The sequence below is a fragment of the Streptomyces argenteolus genome (assembly GCF_042902585.1).
Lineage (GTDB): Bacteria > Actinomycetota > Actinomycetes > Streptomycetales > Streptomycetaceae > Streptomyces > Streptomyces argenteolus.
Window position 1 is genome coordinate 51,551 of sequence record NZ_JBIBEG010000011.1, and the last position, 22,437, is coordinate 73,987.

Consider the following 22,437-nt stretch of genomic DNA (forward strand, 5'->3'; position numbering starts at 1 on the left):
TCCGGGATCCTCGATCGACTCGTTCTCCCGACGTCGAGGTACCCGGCCGGGGACCGGGACGGCCTCCCGTGCCCGGCCGGGAGGGCGCGTAGCGGCGGGCGGCCCCATGACGTGGGCCCGGCCCGCCGACCGTGCCCCCGCCCCCTCGTGAGCCCGCCGCCCGCTTCCGCCGCCGCGACGGCCCCGGCCCGCGGTCCCGTGCGCGCCGCCCTCCGGGGCCAGGGCCTCGTGCGGACGGCGAGACCGGCATCAGGCGGGCGGACGGAACGCCCGGCACCGGGCGCCCGGCGTCCGGCGCCCGGCGTCCTGGTGACCGCTACGACCGCGTGGGCACCCCCGGCGCGGGCAGGAAGCCTGATTCGTGGAAGTACGTCAGGTAGCGCTGCAGGACCTCGTCGGTCAACGGTGGCCGGCGCACGCCCACGGCCGCCGCGGCGTCCTCTGTCCGTCGGGAGTCGAAACGGCGCCGGTCCGTCGTCTCGGGCCGGGTCCTCCCCGCATCGCCGAGGAACAGTTGCGCCGCGTTGTCGGGTTGCGCCGCCACACGGGCCTGCCACTGCGCCACGGAGACGGTTTCCAGATCGTGCCCGAGGACGGCCGCCGCGTTGAAGACGCGGTCCAGCCCCGGCGCATCCGGGTTGGTGTGGTGGTACGTCTCCACGTCCGTCCGTCCGGCTGCGGAGAGCGCCACGACCGCCGCACTGACGTAGTCCACGGGGACCCAGTCGGTCGACACGTGCGCCAGGTCCGGGACCGCCCTCGCCTGGAGGCAGCCCTTGATGAGCTGCCAGAGCAGGTCACGGTCCTGACAGGCGCCGGTGGCGGTGTCGCCGCTGATGCGGCCCGGCCGGTGGACCGTCACCGGCAGCCCACGTCCACGGGCCAGGCCGACGAGTTGCTCGGCGACCCACTTGCTCTGCGCGTACCCGTCGGGCAGGGCGGAGGAAGGGCCCGTCGGCGTCGACTCCGTGATGACGACGGGACGGGAGCCGGAGCCCGGGGCGTAGACGCCTGTGGTCGAGACGTAGTGCATGCCCGGTGAGGCCGAGTCGGCGAGCAGTCGCAGCAACTCCTCGGTTCCGGCCACGTTGGGGGCCCGCAGATCACCGTATGCGGCGGCGAAGTTCACGCGTGCGCCGTTGTGCAGGACCGGGCCGAGGCGACGGACGAGGGCGGTGCGGTCAGCGGGTGAGAGCCCGAGGCCCGGGGCGGCGAGGTCGCCCGGAACGGGGTGGATCAGTTCCGCGTACCGGGGGCGCCACAGGCCGTATTGCTCCAGATTGGTCCGCAGCCGGTCCGCCGCGCGGTGTTCGTCCTCTGCCCGTACGAGGCAGTCCACGGGGCCGCCGGTCGTCTCGATGAGATCGCGCAGGAGGAAGGCGCCGAGGAAGCCGGAGGCTCCGGTCAGCAGAGGGCGGGCCGAAGGGCGCGGTGGCTTGCGGGCGACGGTCGCGGCCGCACGCGTCGTGCTGGAGATGTCCGGTGCCAGCCGGGCCTCCGCGGCCAGGTCGGGACCGGTCTCTTCCCTCCGGTTCTCCTCCCCCGCCTCGCGTCCCAGCAACCGGTCGACGCCCTCGACGGTGGGCGCGGCGAACACGGCCCTCAGAGAGGGTCGCCGTCCGCACCGCTCGCCGATCCGCCGGGCCAGGGTCACCGCCAGCAGCGAGTGGCCGCCAAGGGCGAAGAAGTCGTCCGTGACACCTACCTCGGGCACGCCGAGCGTTTCCGCGAACACCTCGCACAGGGCCTGTTCGCGTGCGGTACGCGGCGTGCGGCCTCCTGCCGGGGCCGTGTGCCGGGGGGCGGGCAGGGAGCGCCGGTCCGTCTTGCCGTTCGGGGTGACGGGCAGGGCGCCGAGACTGACGTGGGCGGCCGGCACCATGTGCTCGGGCAGGATCGCGGCCAGGTGCGCGCGCACCTCGGCCTCGTCCGGTCCCCGCGCACCGTCCGCGGGCACGGTGTAGACGACCAGGCGCCGGTCGCCGGGGCGGTCCTCCCGGACGGCGGCGCAGGCCGCGGCCACACCGGGCAGGGCGGTGAGCGCCGCCTCGATCTCACCGAGCTCGATGCGGAAACCGCGGAGCTTGACCTGATCGTCGACCCGGGAGACGTAGACGAGTTCCCCCTCCGGTGTCCAGCGCACCAGGTCACCCGTGCGGTACATGCGGCCCCCGGCGCGGTCGAACGGGTCCGCCAGGAATCGGGAGGCCGTCAGAGCGGGCTGCCCGTGGTACCCGCGGGCGACTCCGTCACCGCACACGTACAGCTCACCGGTCACACCGGGCGGCACGGGTTCGAGACGGTCGTCCAGGACGTGGACCCGGGTGCCGTTGACAGGGGCGCCGATGGACACCGCGCGGTCGGGGGCGTGCGGACCGTCCGCGTGCTGGAACGTGCTCATGGTGGCGCAGACCGTCGTCTCCGTCGGCCCGTAGGCGTTGACTAGGAACCGGTCACGCGCCCAGGCGTGCACCAGGGCCGGCGCACACGCCTCGCCGGCGAGGACCATCGTGGTGCCCGCGGGCAGCGAGCCGGGCGGCATCACCGCGAGTGCGGCCGGCGGCAGGGTGAGGTGGGTGATGCCCCGCGCACGGACCAGGGCGGCGAGGTCGGGGCCGGGCAGCAGGGCGTCGCGTTCGTCGATCTCCAGGCAGGCGCCGGAGAGCAGACCCATGCACAACTCCCAGAACGCCGCGTCGAAGCTGACGGACGCCATGTGCAGCACACGGCTGTCCCGGGTGACGCCCAGCCGTTCGCTCTGCGTCCTGGCCATGGCGCCGATGCCGCGGTGGGTGACCACGACGCCCTTCGGGCGGCCGGTGGAACCCGAGGTGTAGATGACGTACGCCGGATGATCCGGGTCCGGGGGCGGAGCGGTCCCGGTGAGGGCCGTGGGGTGCGCGCCCGTCGTGGAGCTGTCCCCGAGCTCGTCGGCGTAGAGGTGGGGCACGGGGGATGCGGGGAGGCGGCGGTGGATGGCGGGGGTGGTGAGCAGCAGTCGCGGGCCGGCGTCCTCGATCATGTAGGACAGGCGCTGGGCGGGGTAGTCGGGGTCGAGGGGCACGTATGCCGCTCCCGTTTTGAGAACGGCGAGCACGGACACGACGAGTTGGTGCGTGCGGGGCAGCGCGATCGCAACCCGGTCCTCGGGGCCGATGCCCCGTGCGGCGAGGCGGCCGGCGAGGGCGCCCGCGCGGGCGTCGAGTTCGCCGTAGGTGAGTACGGTGTCCACGTCACGGACGGCCGGGGCCCCCGGGGCGCGCCGTACCCTCTGCGCGAAGAGCTCGGGGAATGTGGACGCGGGCAGTTCCTCGACGGGCCCGGTTCCCCAGTCGGCGAGGCGGGTGCGCTCGGCCGGGGTGAGCACGTCGTACGCGTGCAGTCGGCGATCCGGGTCCGCGACGACGGCCCCGAGGAGGTGAACCAGCCGGTCGGCCAGGGCGTGGACCGTGGTCGCGTCGAAGAGCTCCGTGGCGTAGTCGACCGTGGCCCGCAGGCCGCCGGGGGCGCCGTCGTCCTCGTAGGTCTCGGTGAAGGTGAACGACAGGTCGAACTTGCTGACCCCGGCGTCGACCGGCACGCCGCTGACCGTGAGGCCGGGCAGGTCGATGGCGGGGGCAGCGGCGTGGTTCTGAAGGACGAGCATGGTCTGGAAGAGCGGATGGTGGCTCTGCGAGCGGGCGGGGTTGAGCAGCTCGACGAGTCGCTCGAAGGGAACGTCCTGATGGGCGTACGCGCTGAGGTCGAATTCCCTGACACGGGCCAGGAGTTCACGGAACGTCGGGTCGCCCGTCAGATCCGTGCGCAGCACGAGCGTGTTCACGAAGAAGCCCACGAGATCCGAGGCTGCCTCGTCGGTACGCCCGGCGACGGCTGTGCCCAGCGCGATGTCGTCGCCGGCTCCGTGCCGGGACAGCACGGTGGACAGGGCGGCCTGGAGCACCATGAAGAGGGTGCATCCGCTGCTCCGGGCGAGGTCCGCGAGCTGCCGCGAGGTGGTGCGGTCGACGGCGAAGTCGCAGGTGGCCCCCGTGTGCTGGGGCACGGCCGGGCGGGACCGGTCCCACGGCAGCTCGACTATCTCCGGGAGCCCGCGCAACGCGTCCTTCCAGTAACCGAGCTGACGGGAGAGGACGCTCTCGGGGTCCTGCTCGTCGCCGAGCAGGCGGCGTTGCCAGAGGGTGTGGTCGGCGTAGTCGACGGGTGGTGCGCCGATCGCGGGGTCCTCCGCGCGGGCCCGGGCCCGGTAGGCGGTGCCCAGGTCATGCGCCAGGGGTGCCAGGGACGAGCCGTCCGCGGCGATGTGGTGGATCACGAGCACCAGGACATGGGCCTCGTCGGCCAGGCGCAGGAGCGTCGCCCTGAGCGGAAGGCTGTGTTCGATGTCGATGGGTTCGGCCACGGCGGCTCTGATCCGGTCAGCGGCCTTGTCCTCGTCGACGGCTTCCGGCACCAGCGGGAGAAGGACATCGTCCGGCGCGGTGATGTGCTGGTACGGGCCCTGGTCGTGCTCGGGAAAGACGGTGCGCAGGGCTGCGTGCCGACGCACGACGTCGCCCAGGGCCAGGTGCAGGGCTCCCGTGTCGAGCGGCCCGTCGATGCGCACGGCGAAGGGGATGTTGTACGTCGCGGAGGGGCCTTCGAGCCGGTGGAGGAACCACAGGCGCTGCTGCGCGTACGACAGCGGGAGGACGGCCGGGCGCTCCTGCGGGACGAGGGCGGGGCGGGCGGGACGGCTCCCTTTCTCCAGGGCGGTGGCGAGCGCCGCGACGGTGGGGTTCTCGAAGAGGGTGCGGATCTCTGTCTCGCTGTCCAGGGCGGTGCGCACACGGCCCACGAGCCGCGTGGCGAGCAGGGAGTGGCCGCCCAGGGCGAAGAAGTCGTCGTCGACGCCCACCCGGGGCACGCCGAGCACGTCGGCGAACAGCCCGGCGAGGATCTCCTCGAGGCCGCTGCGCGGCGTCCGGCCCGGGGTCCCGGGCACAGTGGGGGCTGCGGGCAGCGCGGCCCGGTCCAGCTTCCCGTTGGGAGTCAGCGGCAGCGCGTCGAGGGGCTGGATGACGGCCGGCACCATGTAGGCGGGCAGGTGGAGTGCCACGTGCGCGGCGAGCGGCCCGGGTTGCGGGGTGTGGCCCGGAGCGGCGACGACGTAGGCGGTCAGCGTCCGGTCACCGGGCAGGTCCTCGCGGACCATGACGCAGGCGGCGCTCACGGACGGGTCGGCGCGGAGCACCGTCTCGATCTCGGCGGGTTCGATGCGGTGGCCGCGCAGCTTGATCTGCTGGTCGGCCCTGGCCACGTAGTGGAGGGTGCCGTCGGCGTCCCGGCGCACCAGGTCGCCGGTGCGGTACATGCGGGCCCCGGTACCGGAGAACGGGTCGGCGACGAACCGGGTGGCGGTGAGACCGGGCCGCCCCAGGTAGCCCCGCGCGACACCGGCTCCCGCGACGTACAGCTCCCCCTCGGCGCCCGGCGGGACGGGCCGCAGCGCCGCGTCCAGGACGTAGGCGTGCCTGCCGTCGAGCGGTCGGCCGATCGGGGCCACGCCGCCGGGGACGTCCTCGGGGCGCACGCGGTGGAGGGTGGCGAAGGTGGTGGTCTCGGTGGGTCCGTAGACGTGGAGGAGGCGCACGTCCGCGTGAGCGGTGGCGAGGCGCTGCAGGATGCCGGGCGCGGCGGCCTCACCTCCGGTGGCGACCAGGCGCAGCAGCCCGAGGGCGTCCGGGTCGGTCTCGGCCAGCACGTTGAACAGGGCGGTCGTCAGGAACGCCGCTGTCACGCCGTGCCGGGCGACGAGGTCCCGGAGCACGGCGGGCTGGAGGGTGCCCTCCGGCGCCACGACGACGCGGCCTCCGTTGAGGAGGGGGGTCCAGATCTCGAAGGTGGAGGCGTCGAAGACGTACGCCGAGTGCAGCAGGACGGCGTCGGCCGCGCCGTCGCCCCAGTTCCGGTCGGCTCCGAGGGCTGTCACGTCGGCGTGGGTGACGCCGACGGGCTTGGGCCGTCCGGTGGAGCCCGAGGTGAACATCATGTACGCGAGCCGGGTTCCGCCCGCGAGAGGCGGGAGGGTACCCGGGGTGTCCGGGCGCCCGTGCCGGACACGTCCTGCGCCGTCGACTGTCAGCACACGTATGTCCGGCGTGAGTTGGCGTACCCAGGGGTGCGTGCGCGTGCTGTCGTCGACGATCAGGACGCGCAGGCCGGCCACTTCGGCCACGCTGTTGAGCCGCTCAAGGGGCCAGCGCGGATCGAGCGGCACATAGGCGGCTCCTGCGCGCAGGACGCCCAGGGAGGAGGTGACCGTGGCGGTCGAGCGGGCCACGAGGATGCCGACGCCGTCCTCGAAGCCGGTTCCGAGCCCGGTCAGCGCCCCGGCCAGGTCGTCCGACAGGTCACGGAGCTGCCGGTAGGTCAGGTGCTCGCCCGCACCGGACACGGCTACCGCGTCCGGGTGGCGGGCCGTGCGTTCCGCCACCGCGTCCGGGATGCTCCTCCCCTCCGGCTCGCCGCGCAGTTCGAGGCCGGCTCCCTGGGCGAGCAGCCTCTCGTACTCACCGTCCGGGAGGAGGGAGATGGTGTCGGCGCGGCAGTCCAGTCCCTGCGCCATCACTGCCAGCAGGCGCCGCATGCGGTCGACGGTGCGCGTGACCGCTTCGCGGTCCAGGACGGCAGCCCGGTATCCGAAGGTGATCCTCAGGCTGTCCCCCGGCGCGATGGTGAGGGTGAGGGGGTAGTGGGCCGCGTCCGTGCCGCTGAAGCCGGTGATGGCCAGGCCGGGCAGTCGCTGTTGCGCGGTGCGCAGGGCCTCGTCGTCCAAGGGGTAGTTCTCGAAGACGGTGAGGGTGTCGAAGAGTTCGTCGAGACCGGTGACGCCCCGTATCTCGGTCAGTCCCAGGTGCTGACTGCCGAGGAGACCGCCCTGTTCCTCCTGAAGCCGGTTCAGGAGGGCTGCCAGGGTCTCACCGGGTATCGGGCGCAGCCGTACCGGCACGGTGTTGATGAACAGGCCGACCATCGACTCGATGCCGGGAATCTCCGGCGGGCGGCCGGAAACGGTGGCGCCGAACACGACGTCGGAACGTCCGGTGAGGTGCCCGAGTACCAGGCCCCAGGCCCCCTGGACCAGGGTGTTGAGCGTGAGCCGGTGGGCGCGGGCCGCGTCTCGCAGCCGGTGCGTCGTGGCGGCGTCCAGGTCGAGGACGAGGGTCTCGGGCAGTTCGGCGGAGGCCGAGGCGCCCGTCCTGCCGGGTCCCGCGAGCAGGGTGGGTGCCTCGATCCCGGCCAGGGCCGTGGACCAGGCCGCCAGAGCGCTGTCGCGGTCCTGCTGGGCCAGCCACTGGAGGTAGGTGCGGTAGGGGGTGACGCGCGGCAGGGCGCTGTCATCACCCTCCGACGCGTACAGCTCGAACAGTTCCCGCACCAGGAGGGGCATCGACCAGCCGTCGAAGAGGAGGTGATGGCTCGTCATGACGAGTCTGTGGTGCCGGGGTCCGGTGTGCAGCAGCGTGAACCGCATCAGGGGCGGGGTGGTCAGGTCGAAGCGGCGGGTGCGGTCGGCTGCGAGGAAGGCCGTGAGACGCTCCTCCGTCGTACCGGGGCCCCCCGTTTCGGTCAGGTCCAGTTCCTCCAGCGGAACGGGGACCTCGGCGGCGACGGCCTGTACGGCTTCGTCCAGATCCTCGTGGAGGAAGCCGACCCGCAGGTTGGCGTGCCGGCGCAGCAGGCTGGCGATGGCGGCCCTCAGGGCCCGGACGCCGACGGTTCCCCGCAGTTCGAAGACGAACTGCGCGGTGTAGACGTCGACGGCGTGGGAGTCGTACAGCGCATGGAAGTGCATGCCGGCCTGGAGCGGCGTCAGCGGTAGTACGTCCTCGAGTCGGAACCCGGTCACTTGCGTCCACCCCACTTGTTCTGCAGTCGGTCGATCTGTGCCTGGTCGAGAGAGACCAGGGGAAGGTCGGAGGGCGTGTAGCCGCCCGCATCGGGTCGTTGCGCGTATTCCGTGATGGTGCGCAGCGCGCGGACGAACGCCTCGGACAGGGCGCCGACGTCCTCCTCCTTGAGGAGGTCGCTGGGCCAGGTCCAGCGCGTCACCAGGCGCGGACCGTCGGGACGGTCCTCGGTGTGCGCGTTGATGTCGATGACGTGGTGCACGGGCATGTCCGGGTCCTGGCTCCGTGGTCGGCCGCCGTCCAGCAGGACGTCCCAGTCGGCTCCCTCGCCGTCGCCCGCCTCCTCCTGCGAGGAGACGTACCGTCCCAGGTAGTTGAAGCCGATCTGGGGTGCGGCCGCCGTGGCCAGCCGGGAGCGCGTCGCCGGGTTGAGGTGGCGCAGCATTCCGTGGCCGACGCCGTGGTCGGGCACCGTGCGCAACTGCTCCTTGACGTGCTTGACGGCGCGTTCCACGAGAGCGGCGTCGAAGCGCCGGGGGTCGCGGGCGTCGAGAGGGCCGGGATCGAGCCGGACCGGGTAGAGGCTGGTGAACCAGCCGACCGTGCGGGAGAGGTCGAGGTGGTCCGCGATCTGCTCGCGGCCGTGTCCCTCCAGGTCGAGGAGGACCGCGGTGCCGTGCGGCCGGGGCTCCCCCAGGCGCGCGGCACGTTCCGTCCGCCAGGAGCAGACGGCGAGGGCCAGGCCGGTGAGCAGGACGTCTTCCACGCCGGCGTGGAAGACGCCGGGGACCGTGGTGAGCAGAGACGTCGCCCATGTGGCGGGCAGGTGCGTGACCAGGGTGCGTGTCCGGTCGGCGGTATCCAGGTGGGGGTCGAGCGGCCGGTACCCCAGCTGGGGATCCGGCGTGCTCAGCACGTCCTGCCACAGCGGGAGTTCGGCCTCGCGTGCGGCACCGCGCGCCTGGGACGCGAGGAGGTGCGCCCACGCTCGGTACGGGGTCGTGGCGGCGGGCAGCGCGGTGGCCGGGGCGGGGCGCCCGCCGTCGGCTGCGGCTTGCGTGACCGTCTGCCACGCGCGGGCCAGGTCGGCGGCGAGGATGCGCCAGGACACCGCGTCGACGGCCAGGTGGTGCACGACGAGCAGCAAGCGCCCGCGGTTGTGCGGTCCGGCGTCCCCCCACACGGCCTCGATCACGTTCCCGTCCACGGGCCTCAGACGGCCGCGTGCCTGTTCGCCCGCCTCGGTGACGGCGGCACGGGCGGCCTCCGCGTCCAGGCCGGCGATGCCGACGCGGGCGAAGCGGTGGCGGGCCTGAACGGCGCCGGCCGGCTGGGCTTCGAGGACGGGTTCACCGTCGGCGGAGCGTCCGACCCGCAGCCGGAGCATGTCGTGGTGGTCGATGAGCAGTTGAAGGGCGGCGACGAGTGTGTCCGCGTCGGCCCCGGCGGGTGTGCGCAGTACCCCGGACTGGTTGTAGCCGTCCGTACTGCCGGGCCGTTCGAGGAGCCAGGCGGCGATGGGAGTCGGCGGCATCTCGCCGGTGCCCTGTTCGGCCGGCCCGCCGGAGTCCTCGCCGAGAGCGGTGGCGACGGCGGCCAGGGCCTCGGGGGTGCGGTGGACGAAGACATCGCGCGGAGTGATCCCGATTCCCGCCTCGCGGACACGGCTGACGAGCTGGATGGAGAGGATGCTGTCGCCGCCGAGCGCGAAGAAGTCGTCGTCCGTGCGGACGGCCGGGCCGTGCAGGACGGAGGCGAACACGTCGCACAGCACGCGTTCCTGTGGGGTGCGCGGCTCCCCGCCGGGCCGGGTGACGGCGGAGCGCTTCGGGGCGGGCAGGGCCCTCCGGTCGATCTTGCCGTTGGGCAGGAGCGGCAGCGCGTCCAGCGGTACGAAGACGGCGGGCACCATGTACGGCGGCAGTACCGATGCCAGCCGGGTGCGCAGTTCCCCGTCGGCCGGACCGGCGTCATTCCTGTCGGGGACCGTGTAGGCGACCAGGCGCCGCTCACCGGGCCGGTCCTCGCGTACGGCCGCGCAGGCTGCGGTGATGCCGTCGAGTGCGGTGAGGGCGGCTTCGATCTCGCCGAGTTCTATTCGGAAGCCGTGCAGCTTGACCTGGTCGTCGGCGCGGGAGACATAGGTGAGCAAGCCGTCGGCATCGCGGCGGACGAGGTCGCCCGTGCGGTACATGCGGCTGCCCGCAGGGCCGTACGGGTCGGCGACGAACCGGGCGGCGGTCAGACCGGGGCGCCCCAGGTAGCCGCGGGCCAGGCCGTCGCCCGCGACATGGAGCTCGCCGATGACACCCGGCGGCACCGGCCGGAGCCCGGCGTCCAGGACGTAGGCACGGGTGTTGTCGACGGGGCGGCCGAGCGGCACTCCCCCGTCCCCCACGACGGCGTCCGTCTCCTCGCTGCGGTGGTGGTGGGCGGTGGCGTCGATCGTCGTCTCGGTGGGGCCGTACAGGTTGTGCACCTCGACTCCCCAGTCCCGTCCGGCCCGCGCCGCCAGGGACCGGGGCAGGGGTTCTCCGCCGCACAGCACGGCTCGCAGGGCGGCGGGCGCCTCCTGCCCCTCGGTCTCGCTCAGGATGACCGAGAGGTGCGAGGGCACGAACTGCGCCAGGGTCGCCCCGGCTTCCCGCATGCGGGCCAGCAGCCCGGCCGGAGCGTGGTTGAGCGCGGGCGGCACGAGGCAGGTGGAGCCGCCGTGCAGGAGCGGCAGCCAGGTCTCCCAGACCGAGGCGTCGAAGCTCGGCGAGGTGCGGGCCAGGACGCGGTCCTCGTCGGTGAGGCCCAGGTGGCCGGCCATCCACGCCATGTGGTTGACCAGGGCCGCGTGGGTGACGACGACGCCCTTGGCCCGGCCGGTGGAACCCGAGGTGTAGATGACGTAAGCGGCGTCGAGCGGATCCGCCGCGGCGACGGGCGGCGCTGCGCGTCCGGTGGACCACGTGGCCCGGTCGTCCAGTGCGAGGCGGGGCACGGAGTCCGCGCAGCCCGCGGCGCGCTCGGTGCCGTGGGCGAGGAGCAGCGCCGGGCGGGCGTCGTCCAGCATGTGGGCGATCCGGGCCTCGGGGTATTCGAGGTCGACGGGCAGGTAGGCGGCGCCCGCCTTGACCACCGCCAGCATCGCGACGACGTGGTCGGCCGTGCCCTCCAGGGCCAGGGCGACGAGGCCGCCGCGTCCGATTCCCCGGTCGTGCAGGTGGTGCGCCAAGTCGTCGGAAAGGGCGTCCAGTTCACCGAACGTCAGCCGGTTCGATCCGTCCCGTACCGCGATCGCGGCGGGCGTTCTGGCGCACTGGGCACGGAACGCCTCGGCGGCCGTGCGCGCCTCCACGGGGCGGACCGGGCCGTGCGCGGCCCGGTCCAGGCTCTGTCGTTCCGTCTCGTCCAGGATGCCGACCGTGTGGACGCGCCGCCCGGGGTCGGCGGCGAGCGCGGCGAGCAGACGGGTGAGGCGTGTGGCCAGGGCGTGCGCAGTGGTGGGGGCGAACAGTTCGGTGGAGAACTCCAGGACTCCCCCGAGTCCCGCGGGCCGGCCCGCGCCGTCGCGGGTCTCGGTGAAGGTGAAGGTGAGGTCGAACTTGCTGATCCCGGTGTGTACGGGCTGTTCCGTCACCGTGAGGCCTCGGAGACCGAGGGTGGTGTCCGCCTGGTTCTGGAGGACGAGCATCGTCTGGAAGAGCGGGTGGTGGTTCTGTGCCCGCACCGGGCTGAGGGCATCCACCAGCCGTTCGAACGGCACGTCCTGGTGGGCGTAGGCATTCAGGTCGAACTCCCGCACCCGGTCGAGCACTTCGGTGAACGTGGGGTTCCCGCTCAGGTCGGTGCGCAGGACGAGTGTGTTGACGAAGAAGCCGACCAGGTCGTCGAGGGCTTCGTCGGTGCGCCCGGCCACGGCCGTGCCGAGCGGGATGTCCTCACCGGCTCCGTGCCGGGACAGGAGGACCGACAGGGCCGCCTGGAGCACCATGAACAGGCTGCATCCGCGGGCTCGGGCAAGTTCCGCGAGTGCGCGGTGGGTGTCCGCGTCCACGGGGAAGGCGAACGCGTCGCCGTGGTACCCGGTGACAGCGGGCCGCGGCCGGTCGTACGGCAGAGCGAGCAGGTCGGGGGCGCCGGCGAGTGCGGTGCGCCAGAAGTCCAGCTGGCGGGCGGCCTGGCTGGCCGGGTCGTCCTCGGATCCGAGCAGGGTGCGCTGCCAGAGGGTGTAGTCGGCGTACTGGACGGTGAGTTCCGTCCAGGAGGGCTCCTCGCCGTCGGCGCGCGCCCGGTAGGCGGCGCCGAGGTCACGGGCGAGGGGGGCGAGGGACCAGCCGTCGCCGGCTATGTGGTGGACGAGCAGCACGAGCACGTGGGCCTCGGCTCCGAGCCGCAGCAACCGGGCCCGTACGGGCAGGTCGGCACTCACGTCGAAGGTGTGCGCCACCTGGGCGCTCAGCTCTTCGTCGAGACGGCCGGGGTCGGTGTCGCGGGGCGTCAGGTCGAGGTCGGCCCTCCCCGCGTCGAGGACCAGCTGGCGCGGCACGCCGTCGGTCTCGGGGAAGACGGTACGCAGGCTCTCGTGGCGTTCCACGACATCCGCGAGGGCGCTCTCCAGGGCGTCCGCGTCGAGCGGCCCGTCCAGGCGGAGCACCATCGGCACGTTGTACGTGGCGCTGGGCCCTTCGAGCCGGTTGAGGAACCACAGACGCTGCTGGGCGAACGACAGAGGCAGCGGATCGGGCCTCCGCGCGGCCCGCTCCAGCGGAACCCGGGCCTCCTCGGCACCCTGCACCACAGCGGCGAGGGCTGCGGGAGTGGGGTGTTCGAAGACGGCCCTGACCTGGACCTCCACGGCCAGCGCGGCACGGATGCGTGCGGCGAGCCGGGTGGCGAGCAGGGAGTGGCCACCCAGGGCGAAAAAGTCGTCGTCGGCGCCCACTTCGTCCAGGCCCAGCACGTCGGTGAAGAGCCCGCACACGATTTCCTCGAGCGCGGTGCGGGCGGCACGCCCGCGGACCGGAGGACGCTGCGCGGGCACCGGCAGAGCGCGCTGGTCCACCTTGCCGTTGAGGGTCAGCGGAAGCGCCTCGATCAGGACGAACGCGGTGGGCACCATGTAGGCGGGCAGGGACCGGCCGAGAGCCCGCGCGAGTTCGGCGGCCTCGGGGCGCGCCCCGGCGGCGGGCACGACGTAGGCCACGAGCCGCCGGTCCCCGGGCGCGTCCTCACGGACGACGGCGAGGCAGTCGGCGACGCCGTCGCAGCAGGCCAGCACGGCCTCGATCTCACCGAGTTCGATACGGTATCCGCGCAGCTTCACCTGGTTGTCCGCGCGGGCCACGTAGGCTATCTGCCCGTCGCGCGTCCACCGGACGAGGTCCCCGGTGCGGTACATGCGCCCGCCCTGCGCGTCGAACGGGTCGGCCACGAAGCGTGCGGCGGTCAGGCCGGGAAGCCCCGTGTACCCCCGCGACACGCCGCGGCCGGCCAGGTAGAGCTCGCCCACCACGCCCGGCGGGACCGGGCTCAGGGACCCGTCGAGGACGTACCCCCGCATGCCGTCCAGGGGCCGCCCGATGGGCGGCGGGCCCGAGGGCAGGCCGGCGGTCACGTCGTAACGGGTGGCGAAGGTGGTCGTTTCGGTGGGTCCGTAGACGTGGAGGACGCGCACGCCCGGGGCCGCGCCGGCCACTCGCTGCATCGCGTCCGGGGAGGCCAGTTCACCCCCGGCGCAGACCAGCCGGAGGCCGGCGAAGGCGCCCGGATCGGTCTCGGCGATCACGTTGAACAGGGCTGTCGTCAGGAAGACCGCGGTCACACCGTGCTCCTGGACGGCATCGCCGAGGACGGCGGCCTCCAGGACGCCCTCCGGCGCGACCACGACCCTGCCGCCGCGCAGCAGGGGGGCCCAGATCTCGAACGTGGAGGCGTCGAAGACGTAGGCCGAGTGCATCAGCACCGCATCGGCGGCGCCGCCCTGCCAGGCCGAGTCTGCGGTCAGCGCCACCACGTCGGCGTGCGTGACGCCGACACCCTTGGGCAGACCGGTCGAGCCGGAGGTGAACATCACGTAGGCGAGGGTTCCGGGGCCCGGGACTGGGGCGGGGGCGGGGGCGGGGCGGACGCCTTCCGGCGCGCCCCTCAGGATCCGGCCGAGCCGGTCCACGACGACGACCGGAACCTTCCGCGCCATCGCGGTCACCCACGGGGAGGCGAAGGCGTCCTCGTCGACGACGAGGACGCGCACGGCCGCCACCCCGGCGACCTGTTCGAGCCGCTCGGCGGGCCAGCGCGCGTCCATCGGAACGTAGGCGCCGGCCGCCCGGACCGCACCGAGCGATACCGGGACGAGGGCGGGCGACCGGGTGAGCAGCACGCCGATCGCCGACTCGGGGGCGACGCCGAGGCCCGCCAGGGCGCGGGCGAGATCGGCGGAGATACGGTCGAGTTCGGCGTACGTGAGGGCCGTGCCGTCGCCTGACACGGCCACCGCCTGCGGAGTGCGGTGGGCCTGGGCCGCGAAGAGGGCGGGCAGCGTGGCGTCGTCGGCGGCGGGCAGTCCGCGGCCGGATCCCCACCGGGTGACACGGGCGTGCTCGCTCCGCGTCATGAGGTCGTAGCTCGCGACGGGCAGAGCGGGCTCGGCGGACGCCTGCTCCAGGAGCCGGATCAGGCGGTCCGCGAGTGCCTCGACGGTGGACCGGTCGAAGAGGGCCGTGGCGTACTCGATCCCGGCGGTGAGACCCGCCGCGCCCGGCGTCTCGCCGAAGGCGAAGGTCAGATCGAACTTGCTCAGCCCGTTGTGGACGAGCCGGTCCACGACCGTCAGGCCCGGCAGGTGCGGACGGACGGTCTGCTGGTTCTGAAGGACCAGCATGGTCTGGAACAGCGGATGGTGGTTGTGTGCCCGGACCGGGTTGAGGCTCTCCACGAGGCGCTCGAAGGGGACGTCCTGGTGCGCGTAGGCGGCGAGGTCGAACTCCCTCACCCGTGCGAGCAGGTCGAGGAAGGTCGGGTTGCCCGACAGGTCCGTGCGCAGGACGAGCGTGTTGACGAAGAACCCGACCAGGTCCTCCAGCGCCTCGTCCGTGCGGCCGGCGACGGGCGAGCCGAGCGGGATGTCGTCGCCCGCGCCGTGGCGGTGCAGCAGGGCGGCCACCGCCGCCTGCAGGACCATGAACAGGCTGCTGCCGGACTCCCGTGCCAGATGCAGGAGTTGGTCGTACAGGGCAGGTGGCACGTCGAAGGTGTGGACGGCTCCCCTCGGGTCGGTGAGGGCCGGGCGGGGCCGGTCCAGGGGCAGGTCGATCAAGCCGGGAAGGCCCGCCAGGGCGGTGTGCCAGTGGTCGAGCTGCCGGTGCAGGACGCTGTGCGGTGCGATCCCGTCGCCCAGGGCGGTGTGCTGCCAGAGGGTGTAGTCGGCGTACTGGAGCGGGGTGCCGGGCACGGATTCGCGCTCCCGGCCTGTGAGGCGGGCCTCGTAGGCCTCGCCGAGGTGTCGGGCGAGCGGGGCGAGGGACCAGCCGTCGCCCGCGATGTGGTGCAGGACGAGCACGAGCACATGGTGCCCGGGTGCGGAGCGCAGCAGCAGGGCCCGCAGCGGCGGGTCGGTGACGACGTCGAACGGTTCTCGCACGGCGTCCAGGACGGCCGCCTCCAGGTCGGCGGGCGCCGTGCTCACGACCGGGAGGTGAGGTGTCACGTCGTCGGCCGGAAGAATCATCTGGTGCGGGACGCCGTCGCGTTCCGGGAACACGGTGCGCAGCGCCTCGTGCCGCTCCAGGATGTCGCGCAGGGCGGCGCGCAGGGCGTCCGTGTCCAGGGCGCCGTCGAGTTCGAGGACGAGGGGGATGTTGTAGGCGGAGCTGGGTCCTTCGAGCCGGTTGAGGAACCACAGGCGCTGCTGGGCGAAGGAGAGCGGCATCGGATCGGGCCGCCGCGCGGCGGGCGACACCGGGGGGTGGGCGGGTCCCTGCAGGTCGAGGACGCGGGCCAGGCTCGCGACGGTCGGGTGCTCGAAGAGGGTGCGGACGGCGATCTCGACGCCCAGGACGGCCCGGACGCGGCTCACGACCCGCATGGCGAGGAGGGAGTGGCCGCCGAGGTCGAAGAAGCTCGCGTGCGGGTCCACCAGGGGCTGCTGCAGGACGTCGGCGAAGATGCCGGCGAGCAGGCTCTCCGGAAGGGAGTGCCGCTCCGCCGCGTCGACGGACGCGGGCCCCGCCGACGGCTCCGGGAGGGCCCGCCGGTCCACTTTGCCGTTGGGCAGGAGGGGAAGGGCCTCCAGGATGACGACGGTGCCGGGCACCATGTGGTGGGGCAGGGTCTCGGCGAGGGCGTCCCGCAGGGTGACGGGCCGCACGTCCGGGTCACCGGTGACCGCGTAGGCGACGAGGCGCCCGCCGGCCCCGGCCCCGTGGATCACGGCGCAGGCGGCCGTGACACCGGGGTGGGCCAGGAGTGCGGCCTCCACCTCGCCCAGCTCGATCCGGAAGCCGCGCAGTTTGACCTGGTCGTCGGCGCGCGCCACGTAGTCGAGCAGGCCTTGGCGGGTCCACCGCACGAGGTCGCCCGTGCGGTACATCCGGGTGCCCGCGCCGCGGAACGGGTCGGCGACGAACCGTGAGGCGGTCAGCCCCGGCCGCTCCAGGTAGCCGTGGGCCAGATTGGGGCCCGCCAGGTACAGCTCTCCGGTGACACCGAGCGGAACGGGACGCAGCCGGCTGTCGAGGACGTGGGCGCGCATGGTGTCGACCGGGCGGCCGATCGGCACGGTCTCGTACGGCGTGACCCCCGCCTGCCCGCTGTTCTCCCGGCCGGTCACGCGGTGGACGGTCGCGTCGATGGTCGCCTCGGTGGGCCCGTAGAGGTTGTGCACCTCGGTCCGCCACAGCTCGGCGACCTCGTCGGCGAGGGCGCGCGGCAGCGGCTCGCCGCCGCACAGCACGGCGCGCAGGCGGGGCAGCGGCGCGGCCTGGGCCGCTTCGGTGAGGACGAGGGCCAGGTGGGAGGGCACGAACTGGGCGAGGGAGACGCCGAAGCGGCTCATCCAGGTGACGAGGGTGAGGGGTTCCGTGTTCGCGCCCTCGGGCAGCACACAGACTTCCGCGCCGTGCATCAGCGGGAGCCACACCTCCCACACGGAGGCGTCGAAGCTGGAGGAGGTCCGTGCGAGGACCCGGTCCTCCGACGTGATGGCCAGGTGCCGTGCCATCCAGGCCATGTGGTTGGCCAGGGCCCCGTGCGAGACGATGACGCCCTTGGGGCGGCCGGTGGAACCTGACGTGTAGATGACGTAGGCGGGGTCCGCCGGGCCGGGTGGGCCGGGGAGCGGGCCGGCGGGGCCGGTGGACCGGGCCGCCCGGACGTCGAGGGCAAGCCACGGCAAGTCGTGGGCGGGCAGGCCGGCGTGGATCTCGCCGGTGGTGAGCAGCAGGACCGGACGGGCGTCGTCGAGCATATGGCGGATGCGGGCGGGCGGGTACTGCGGGTCGACGGGCACATAGGCGGCGCCGGCCCGAAGCACGGCCAGCATGGCGACGACGGTGTCCACGGAGGGCGGGGCGGCGATGGCCACCCTGGTACCGCGGCCCGCGCCGCGCTCGCGCAGGACGTGGGCGAGGGCGTCGGCGCGGGCGTCGAGCTCGGCGTAGGTGAGCCGTGCGTGCGCGTCGCGGACGGCGACGGCATCGGGAGTGCGCACGGACTGCTCCCGGACCTCTTCGGGAGCGGTGCGGGCGGGCAGCGGCACCTCCGCGCCGCTCCCCCGGGCCAGGAGGCTCTCCCGCTCCTGCGGGGACAGCGGGTCCAGGTCACTGACGGCCCGGCCGGGGTCGGTCACGGCCAGGGTGACGATGCGGGCGAGAGCGCCGCACAGGGCACGGGCGGTGGCGGCGTCGAAGAGGTCGGTGGCGTACTCCAGGTATCCGCCGATGCCTCCGGCGCCGTACCGGGTCTCCGTGGGTGCACACCCCGCAGGGTCACTGGTTGCGCCGGGTCCGGAAACCTCTGCGGGACTCCCGACCGGTCTCTCTGCGGCCCCGCTGACTTCGGTGAGATCGGTGAGCGAGAACGTGAGGTCGAACTTGCTTCCCCCACGGTGGCGGGACCTGTCGTGGACGGTGACACCGGGCAGATCGAGGACCGCCCGGTCCTGGTTCTGGAGCACCAGCATGGTCTGGAAGAGGGGGTGGTGGCTGCTGGACCGCTCGGGGTTCACGGCCTCCACGATCCGCTCGAACGGCAGGTCGCCATGGCTGAGGGCGGCGATGTCGAATGCCGTCACCTGGTCGACCAGCTCACGGAACGTCAGGTCGCCTGACAGGTCGGCACGCAGGACGACCGTGTTGACGAAGAACCCGACCAGATCGTCCAACGCCTCCTCGGTGCGCCCGGCCACGGCGGTCCCGATCGAGATGTCGGAGCCCGCTCCGTACGCCCGCAGCGTCACGGCGAGTGCGGCCTGGAGCACCATGAACGGGGTGCAGCCGGCAGTGCGGGCGAACTGGATGAGCGCGGCGTGCGTAGCGGCGGGCAGCTCGAAGGGAACGGCCGCACCACGATGACTGGGCACGGCCGGCCGGGGCCGGTCGAGAGGCAGGTCGAGCAGATCGGGAGCACCGTGCAGCGCACCCTCCCAGAACGCGAGCTGGGTCGCGGCCAGGCTGTCCGGGTCACCGTCGTCGCCGAGCAGTCCGCGCTGCCAGAGGGCGTAGTCGGCGTACTGCACGCGCAGCGGGGCCCAGTCGGGTGTACCCGTGCCCTCGCTTCTGGCGCGGTAGGCGGTGCCCAGATCACGGCAGAGCGGGCCGAGCGACCAGCCGTCGGCGACGACATGGTGGAGAACGAGGGCCAGGACGTGGCGGGCGGGGCCCAGGCGGAGCAGATGGGCGCGGACCGCGAGGTCGGCCGTGAGGTCGAAGGGCCTGGTGGTCAGGCGTCGCAGCGTTGCGCCGGCCCAGGTGTCGGCGGCCTCGTCGGCCGGGGGCTCCTCGACGACGAGAGGGGCGAGCGCTGCGGCTGCCTCCGCGTCGAGGATGACCTGACGGGCCACACCGTCGTGTTCGGCAAAGACGGTGCGCAGGCTCTCGTGGCGCGCCATCACGTCGGCCAGGGCACCGCGCAGCGCATCCGCGTCCAGAGGGCCGTCGAGTTCGAGGACGAGCGGAACGTTGTACGTCTCGCTGGGCCCCTCCACCCGGTTGAGGAACCAGAGGCGCTGCTGCGCGAAGGACAGGGGTACCGCTTCGGGCCGTTGCTGCGGGGAGAGGACGGGCCGGGTGCCCGCCGTGGAGTCCAGGACCGCGGCCAGTCGGGCGGCCGTGGGGTGGTCGAAGAGCGTGCGCAGGCCGACATCGGTGCCCAGGGCGGCCCGCACGCGGCCGATGAGACGCGTGGCAAGGAGCGAGTGACCGCCCAGGGAGAAGAAGTTGTCGTCGACTCCGACCGCGGTCACGCCCAGGATGTCCGCGAAGAGGCCGGCCAGGACCTCCTCGTGCGCGGTGCGCGGTGCCCGGCCCGTGGTCGCGACGGCGCGGGGGGCGGGCAGGGCGGGGCGATCGATCTTGCCGTTCGCGTTGAGGGGCAGGGCGTCAAGGGTGACGAACGCGGAGGGCACCATGTACGCGGGCAGCGTGCGCCCGGCGCGGCGGGCCAGGTCGGAGCCGTCCGGCCTGGCGCCCGGGGCGGGCACGACGTAGGCCACGAGCCGGCGGTCGCCGGGTATGTCCTCACGGACGACGACGCAGACGCCGTGCACCTCGGGTTCGGCGAGCAGAACCCTCTCGGTCTCGGCCGGTTCGATGCGGAATCCGCGGAGTTTGACCTGTCCGTCCGCACGCCCCACGTACTCGATGTGGCCGCTGCCGGTCCAGCGCACGAGGTCGCCGGTCCGGTACATGCGGCCGCCGCGTGTGCTGTACGGGTCGGCGACGAACCGGGCGGCGGTCGGCGCGGGGCTCCCCTGGTAGCCGCGGGCGACGCCGCGGCCGCTCACGTACAGCTCCCCCACCACGCCGGGCGGCACCAGGGCGAGGGAGTCGTCCAGCACGTACAGACTGGTCCCGTCGAGGGCCCGGCCGATGGGCGGCACGCCCTCGGTGCCGGCGGCGACCGGGTGACGGGCGGTGAACGTCGTGGTCTCCGTGGGCCCGTACACGTGCAGGACGAGCGTCGCGGGCGCCGCGGCGGCCACCCGCTGCATCAGCCCGGGAGATGCGGCCTCGCCGCCCGCGGCGACCATGCGCAGCCCGGCGAACGCCTTCGGATCCTCTTCGGCCACCACGTTGAACAGCGCCGTGGTCAGGAAGAGCGCGGTGACACCGTGCCGGTGCACCATGTCGTGGAGCGTCCGCGCCTCGACGACACCGCTGGGCGCGACCACCACGCGTCCGCCGTTCAGCAGCGGAACCCAGATCTCGAACGTGGAGGCGTCGAAGACGTACGCCGAGTGCATCAGCACCGCGTCGCAGACCCCGTTCTTCCAGGTGCTGTCGGCCGCCAGCGCCACCACGTCGGCGTGCGTGACGCCGACGCCCTTGGGCAGGCCGGTGGAGCCGGAGGTGAACATCACGTAGGCGAGCCGGTCCCCGCGTGTGAAGGAGGGCAGCGGGCCCGGCCGTGGCGGAGCGCCGCGTAAGACTCCGCCGAGAGCGTCGACGACGACCAGCGGCAGGCCGGCGGCCGCCTCTCGCACCCAGAGCTCATCGGCCGCCGCCTCATCGACCACGAGGGCACGGACGTGCGCAGCCTCGGCGACGCGGGCGAGCCGTTCGGCCGGCCAGCCGGGATCCATCGGTACGTACGCCGCTCCCGCACCGATGGCGCCGAGCGTGGCAGCCACCACCGCCGCCGAACGACCCACGAGGACGCCGACGCCGTCCTCGGCGCCGACACCCCAGCCGGCCAGCGCACCCGCCAGGGCCGTCGCCTTCCGCGCCACGTCCTGGTACGAGAGCGTGGTGGCGCCGTCCACCACCGCGGGGGCGTCCGGCGTCCGGCGTACCTGGGCGCCGAACGCCTCCGGCAGGGTCGCGGGCGCGCAGTCCGACGGGAGCGTGGCGCCACGCCCCTGCGCGAGGAGGGCCGTTGCGGTGGTCTCGTCGAGGTAGGGCAGGTCCCCCACGGCGGTGCTGGACTCCGCCTCGGCCAGAGCCGCCAGGAAGGAGAGGACGGCCTGCTGGTGCAACCGCACGTCCTCGGTGCGGTACAGCTCCGGGTTGGCGTCGAAGCCGATCAACGGACCCGTCCCCTCGGCCCGTTCGGAGACGAAGAAGGACAGGTCGTCGACGGGGCCGACGGACAGCACGCGGGAGGCTCCGGGGCTGCCGGCGAAATCGAGGTCGTAGTCGTAGCCCATGATGTTGACGACGACAGCGCTGAGGCGGGCCGGGTCGTCGGCCATGTTCAGTTCACGGGCGAGCTGTTCACGGGAGAAGCGACGGTGGCGCAGGGCCGCGCGCATCTCGGCCGCGACGGCGCGGACGAGGGTGCCGACGCTCATGTCGGAGGTGACGGTCAGGCGCAGCGGCAGGATGTTGGCGGTCATCCCGACGATGTGCCGCAGTCCGCCGTGCCGGCCGTTGGATGCCAGGCCCACGGTGACTTCCCGCATTCCGGTGACCCGGCCGACGTACGCGGCAACCGCGCTGACGAGGACGGCACTCCAGGTGGTGCGGTGGGCGGCGGCGAGGCGGCGCAGGCTGTCGAAGACGGCGACGGGCAGCGTCTCTCCGGTGTGGAGCTGGACCTCCGGCCCGCCCGGGGCCGCCGCGGACGGGGCATCGTTGCGCCGCCGGATGAGCGGCCGGCCGCCCTGCGGGTCCTCCTCGTCCCCGGCCTCGGCCGGGCCCTCTCCGCGGTCGGCGGCCCGGTCCGCGAACCGGCCGGTCCAGTAGGCACGGTCTGCCTCGTACCGGTCCGATCCGCGATAGGCGATCTCGTCGGCGACGAGATCGCGCAGAGGCGCGGCGGGCAGCTCGGCCTCGGCGAGGTTCTCGCCTCGCGCTGCACGCCCGTAGAGATCGGCCACGGTACGGGCGAAGACGGCACCACCGAGGCCGTCGACGACTATGTGGTGGAAGCGCACGTACCAGTAGTGCAGTCGGGGGCCGAGACGCAGCAGCGCGAAGTGGTGGTGCGGAGCATCGAGCCTGTGGACGGCGGCCATGTCGTCGGCCAGGTAGCGCTCGGCCTCAGCGACGGGGTCGTCGGCACGGGACAGGTCGACCAGGCGTAGCCGGCTGATTCCGGCCTGGGGGCGACGGACGACTCGCTGGCGAACGGTCTCGTCCCTGACCTCGAACTCCACGTTGAGGCTGTCGCACAGCGCCACGGCCCTGTCCAGGGCTGCGGCGAACAGCGCTTCGTCGAGGCCTCCGCGGATCTCGAAGCACTCTCCGATGTTGTATTTGGGACTGTCCGGATCGACCAGCAGTCCGTACCAGACGCCTTGTTGTGCCTCGGTGATCCCAAAGGACTCGTCGGGAACCGTGTGCGAGGAGGGGAGGGAGTCGTTTTCGCGCATTCCGAGTCACACCTTTGGGGAGAGGTT

The 22,437-nt window shown here is 73.3% G+C and carries 2 protein-coding genes; both read right to left on the reverse strand.

Annotated features, from left to right (window positions below; all coding sequences use genetic code 11):
* Positions 1-316: 316 nt before the first annotated feature.
* A complete protein-coding gene (locus ACFY8O_RS30110; RefSeq protein WP_387907914.1) occupies positions 317-7,891 on the reverse strand; it encodes an amino acid adenylation domain-containing protein in 7,575 nt (2,524 codons plus the stop codon).
* The gene (locus ACFY8O_RS30115) at positions 7,888-22,410 is read right to left on the reverse strand and encodes an amino acid adenylation domain-containing protein (protein ID WP_387907917.1); all 14,523 of its coding nucleotides are present in this window, start codon (positions 22,408-22,410) and stop codon (positions 7,888-7,890) included. The genes ACFY8O_RS30110 and ACFY8O_RS30115 overlap by 4 nt, the downstream gene beginning before the upstream one ends.
* Between the last annotated feature and the right edge of the window lie 27 nt (positions 22,411-22,437).

Coding starts and splice junctions, on each gene's coding strand:
- ACFY8O_RS30115 (WP_387907917.1), bottom strand. CDS start 22,410: ATGCGCGAAAACGACTCCCTCCCCTCCTCGCACACGGTTCCCGACGAG.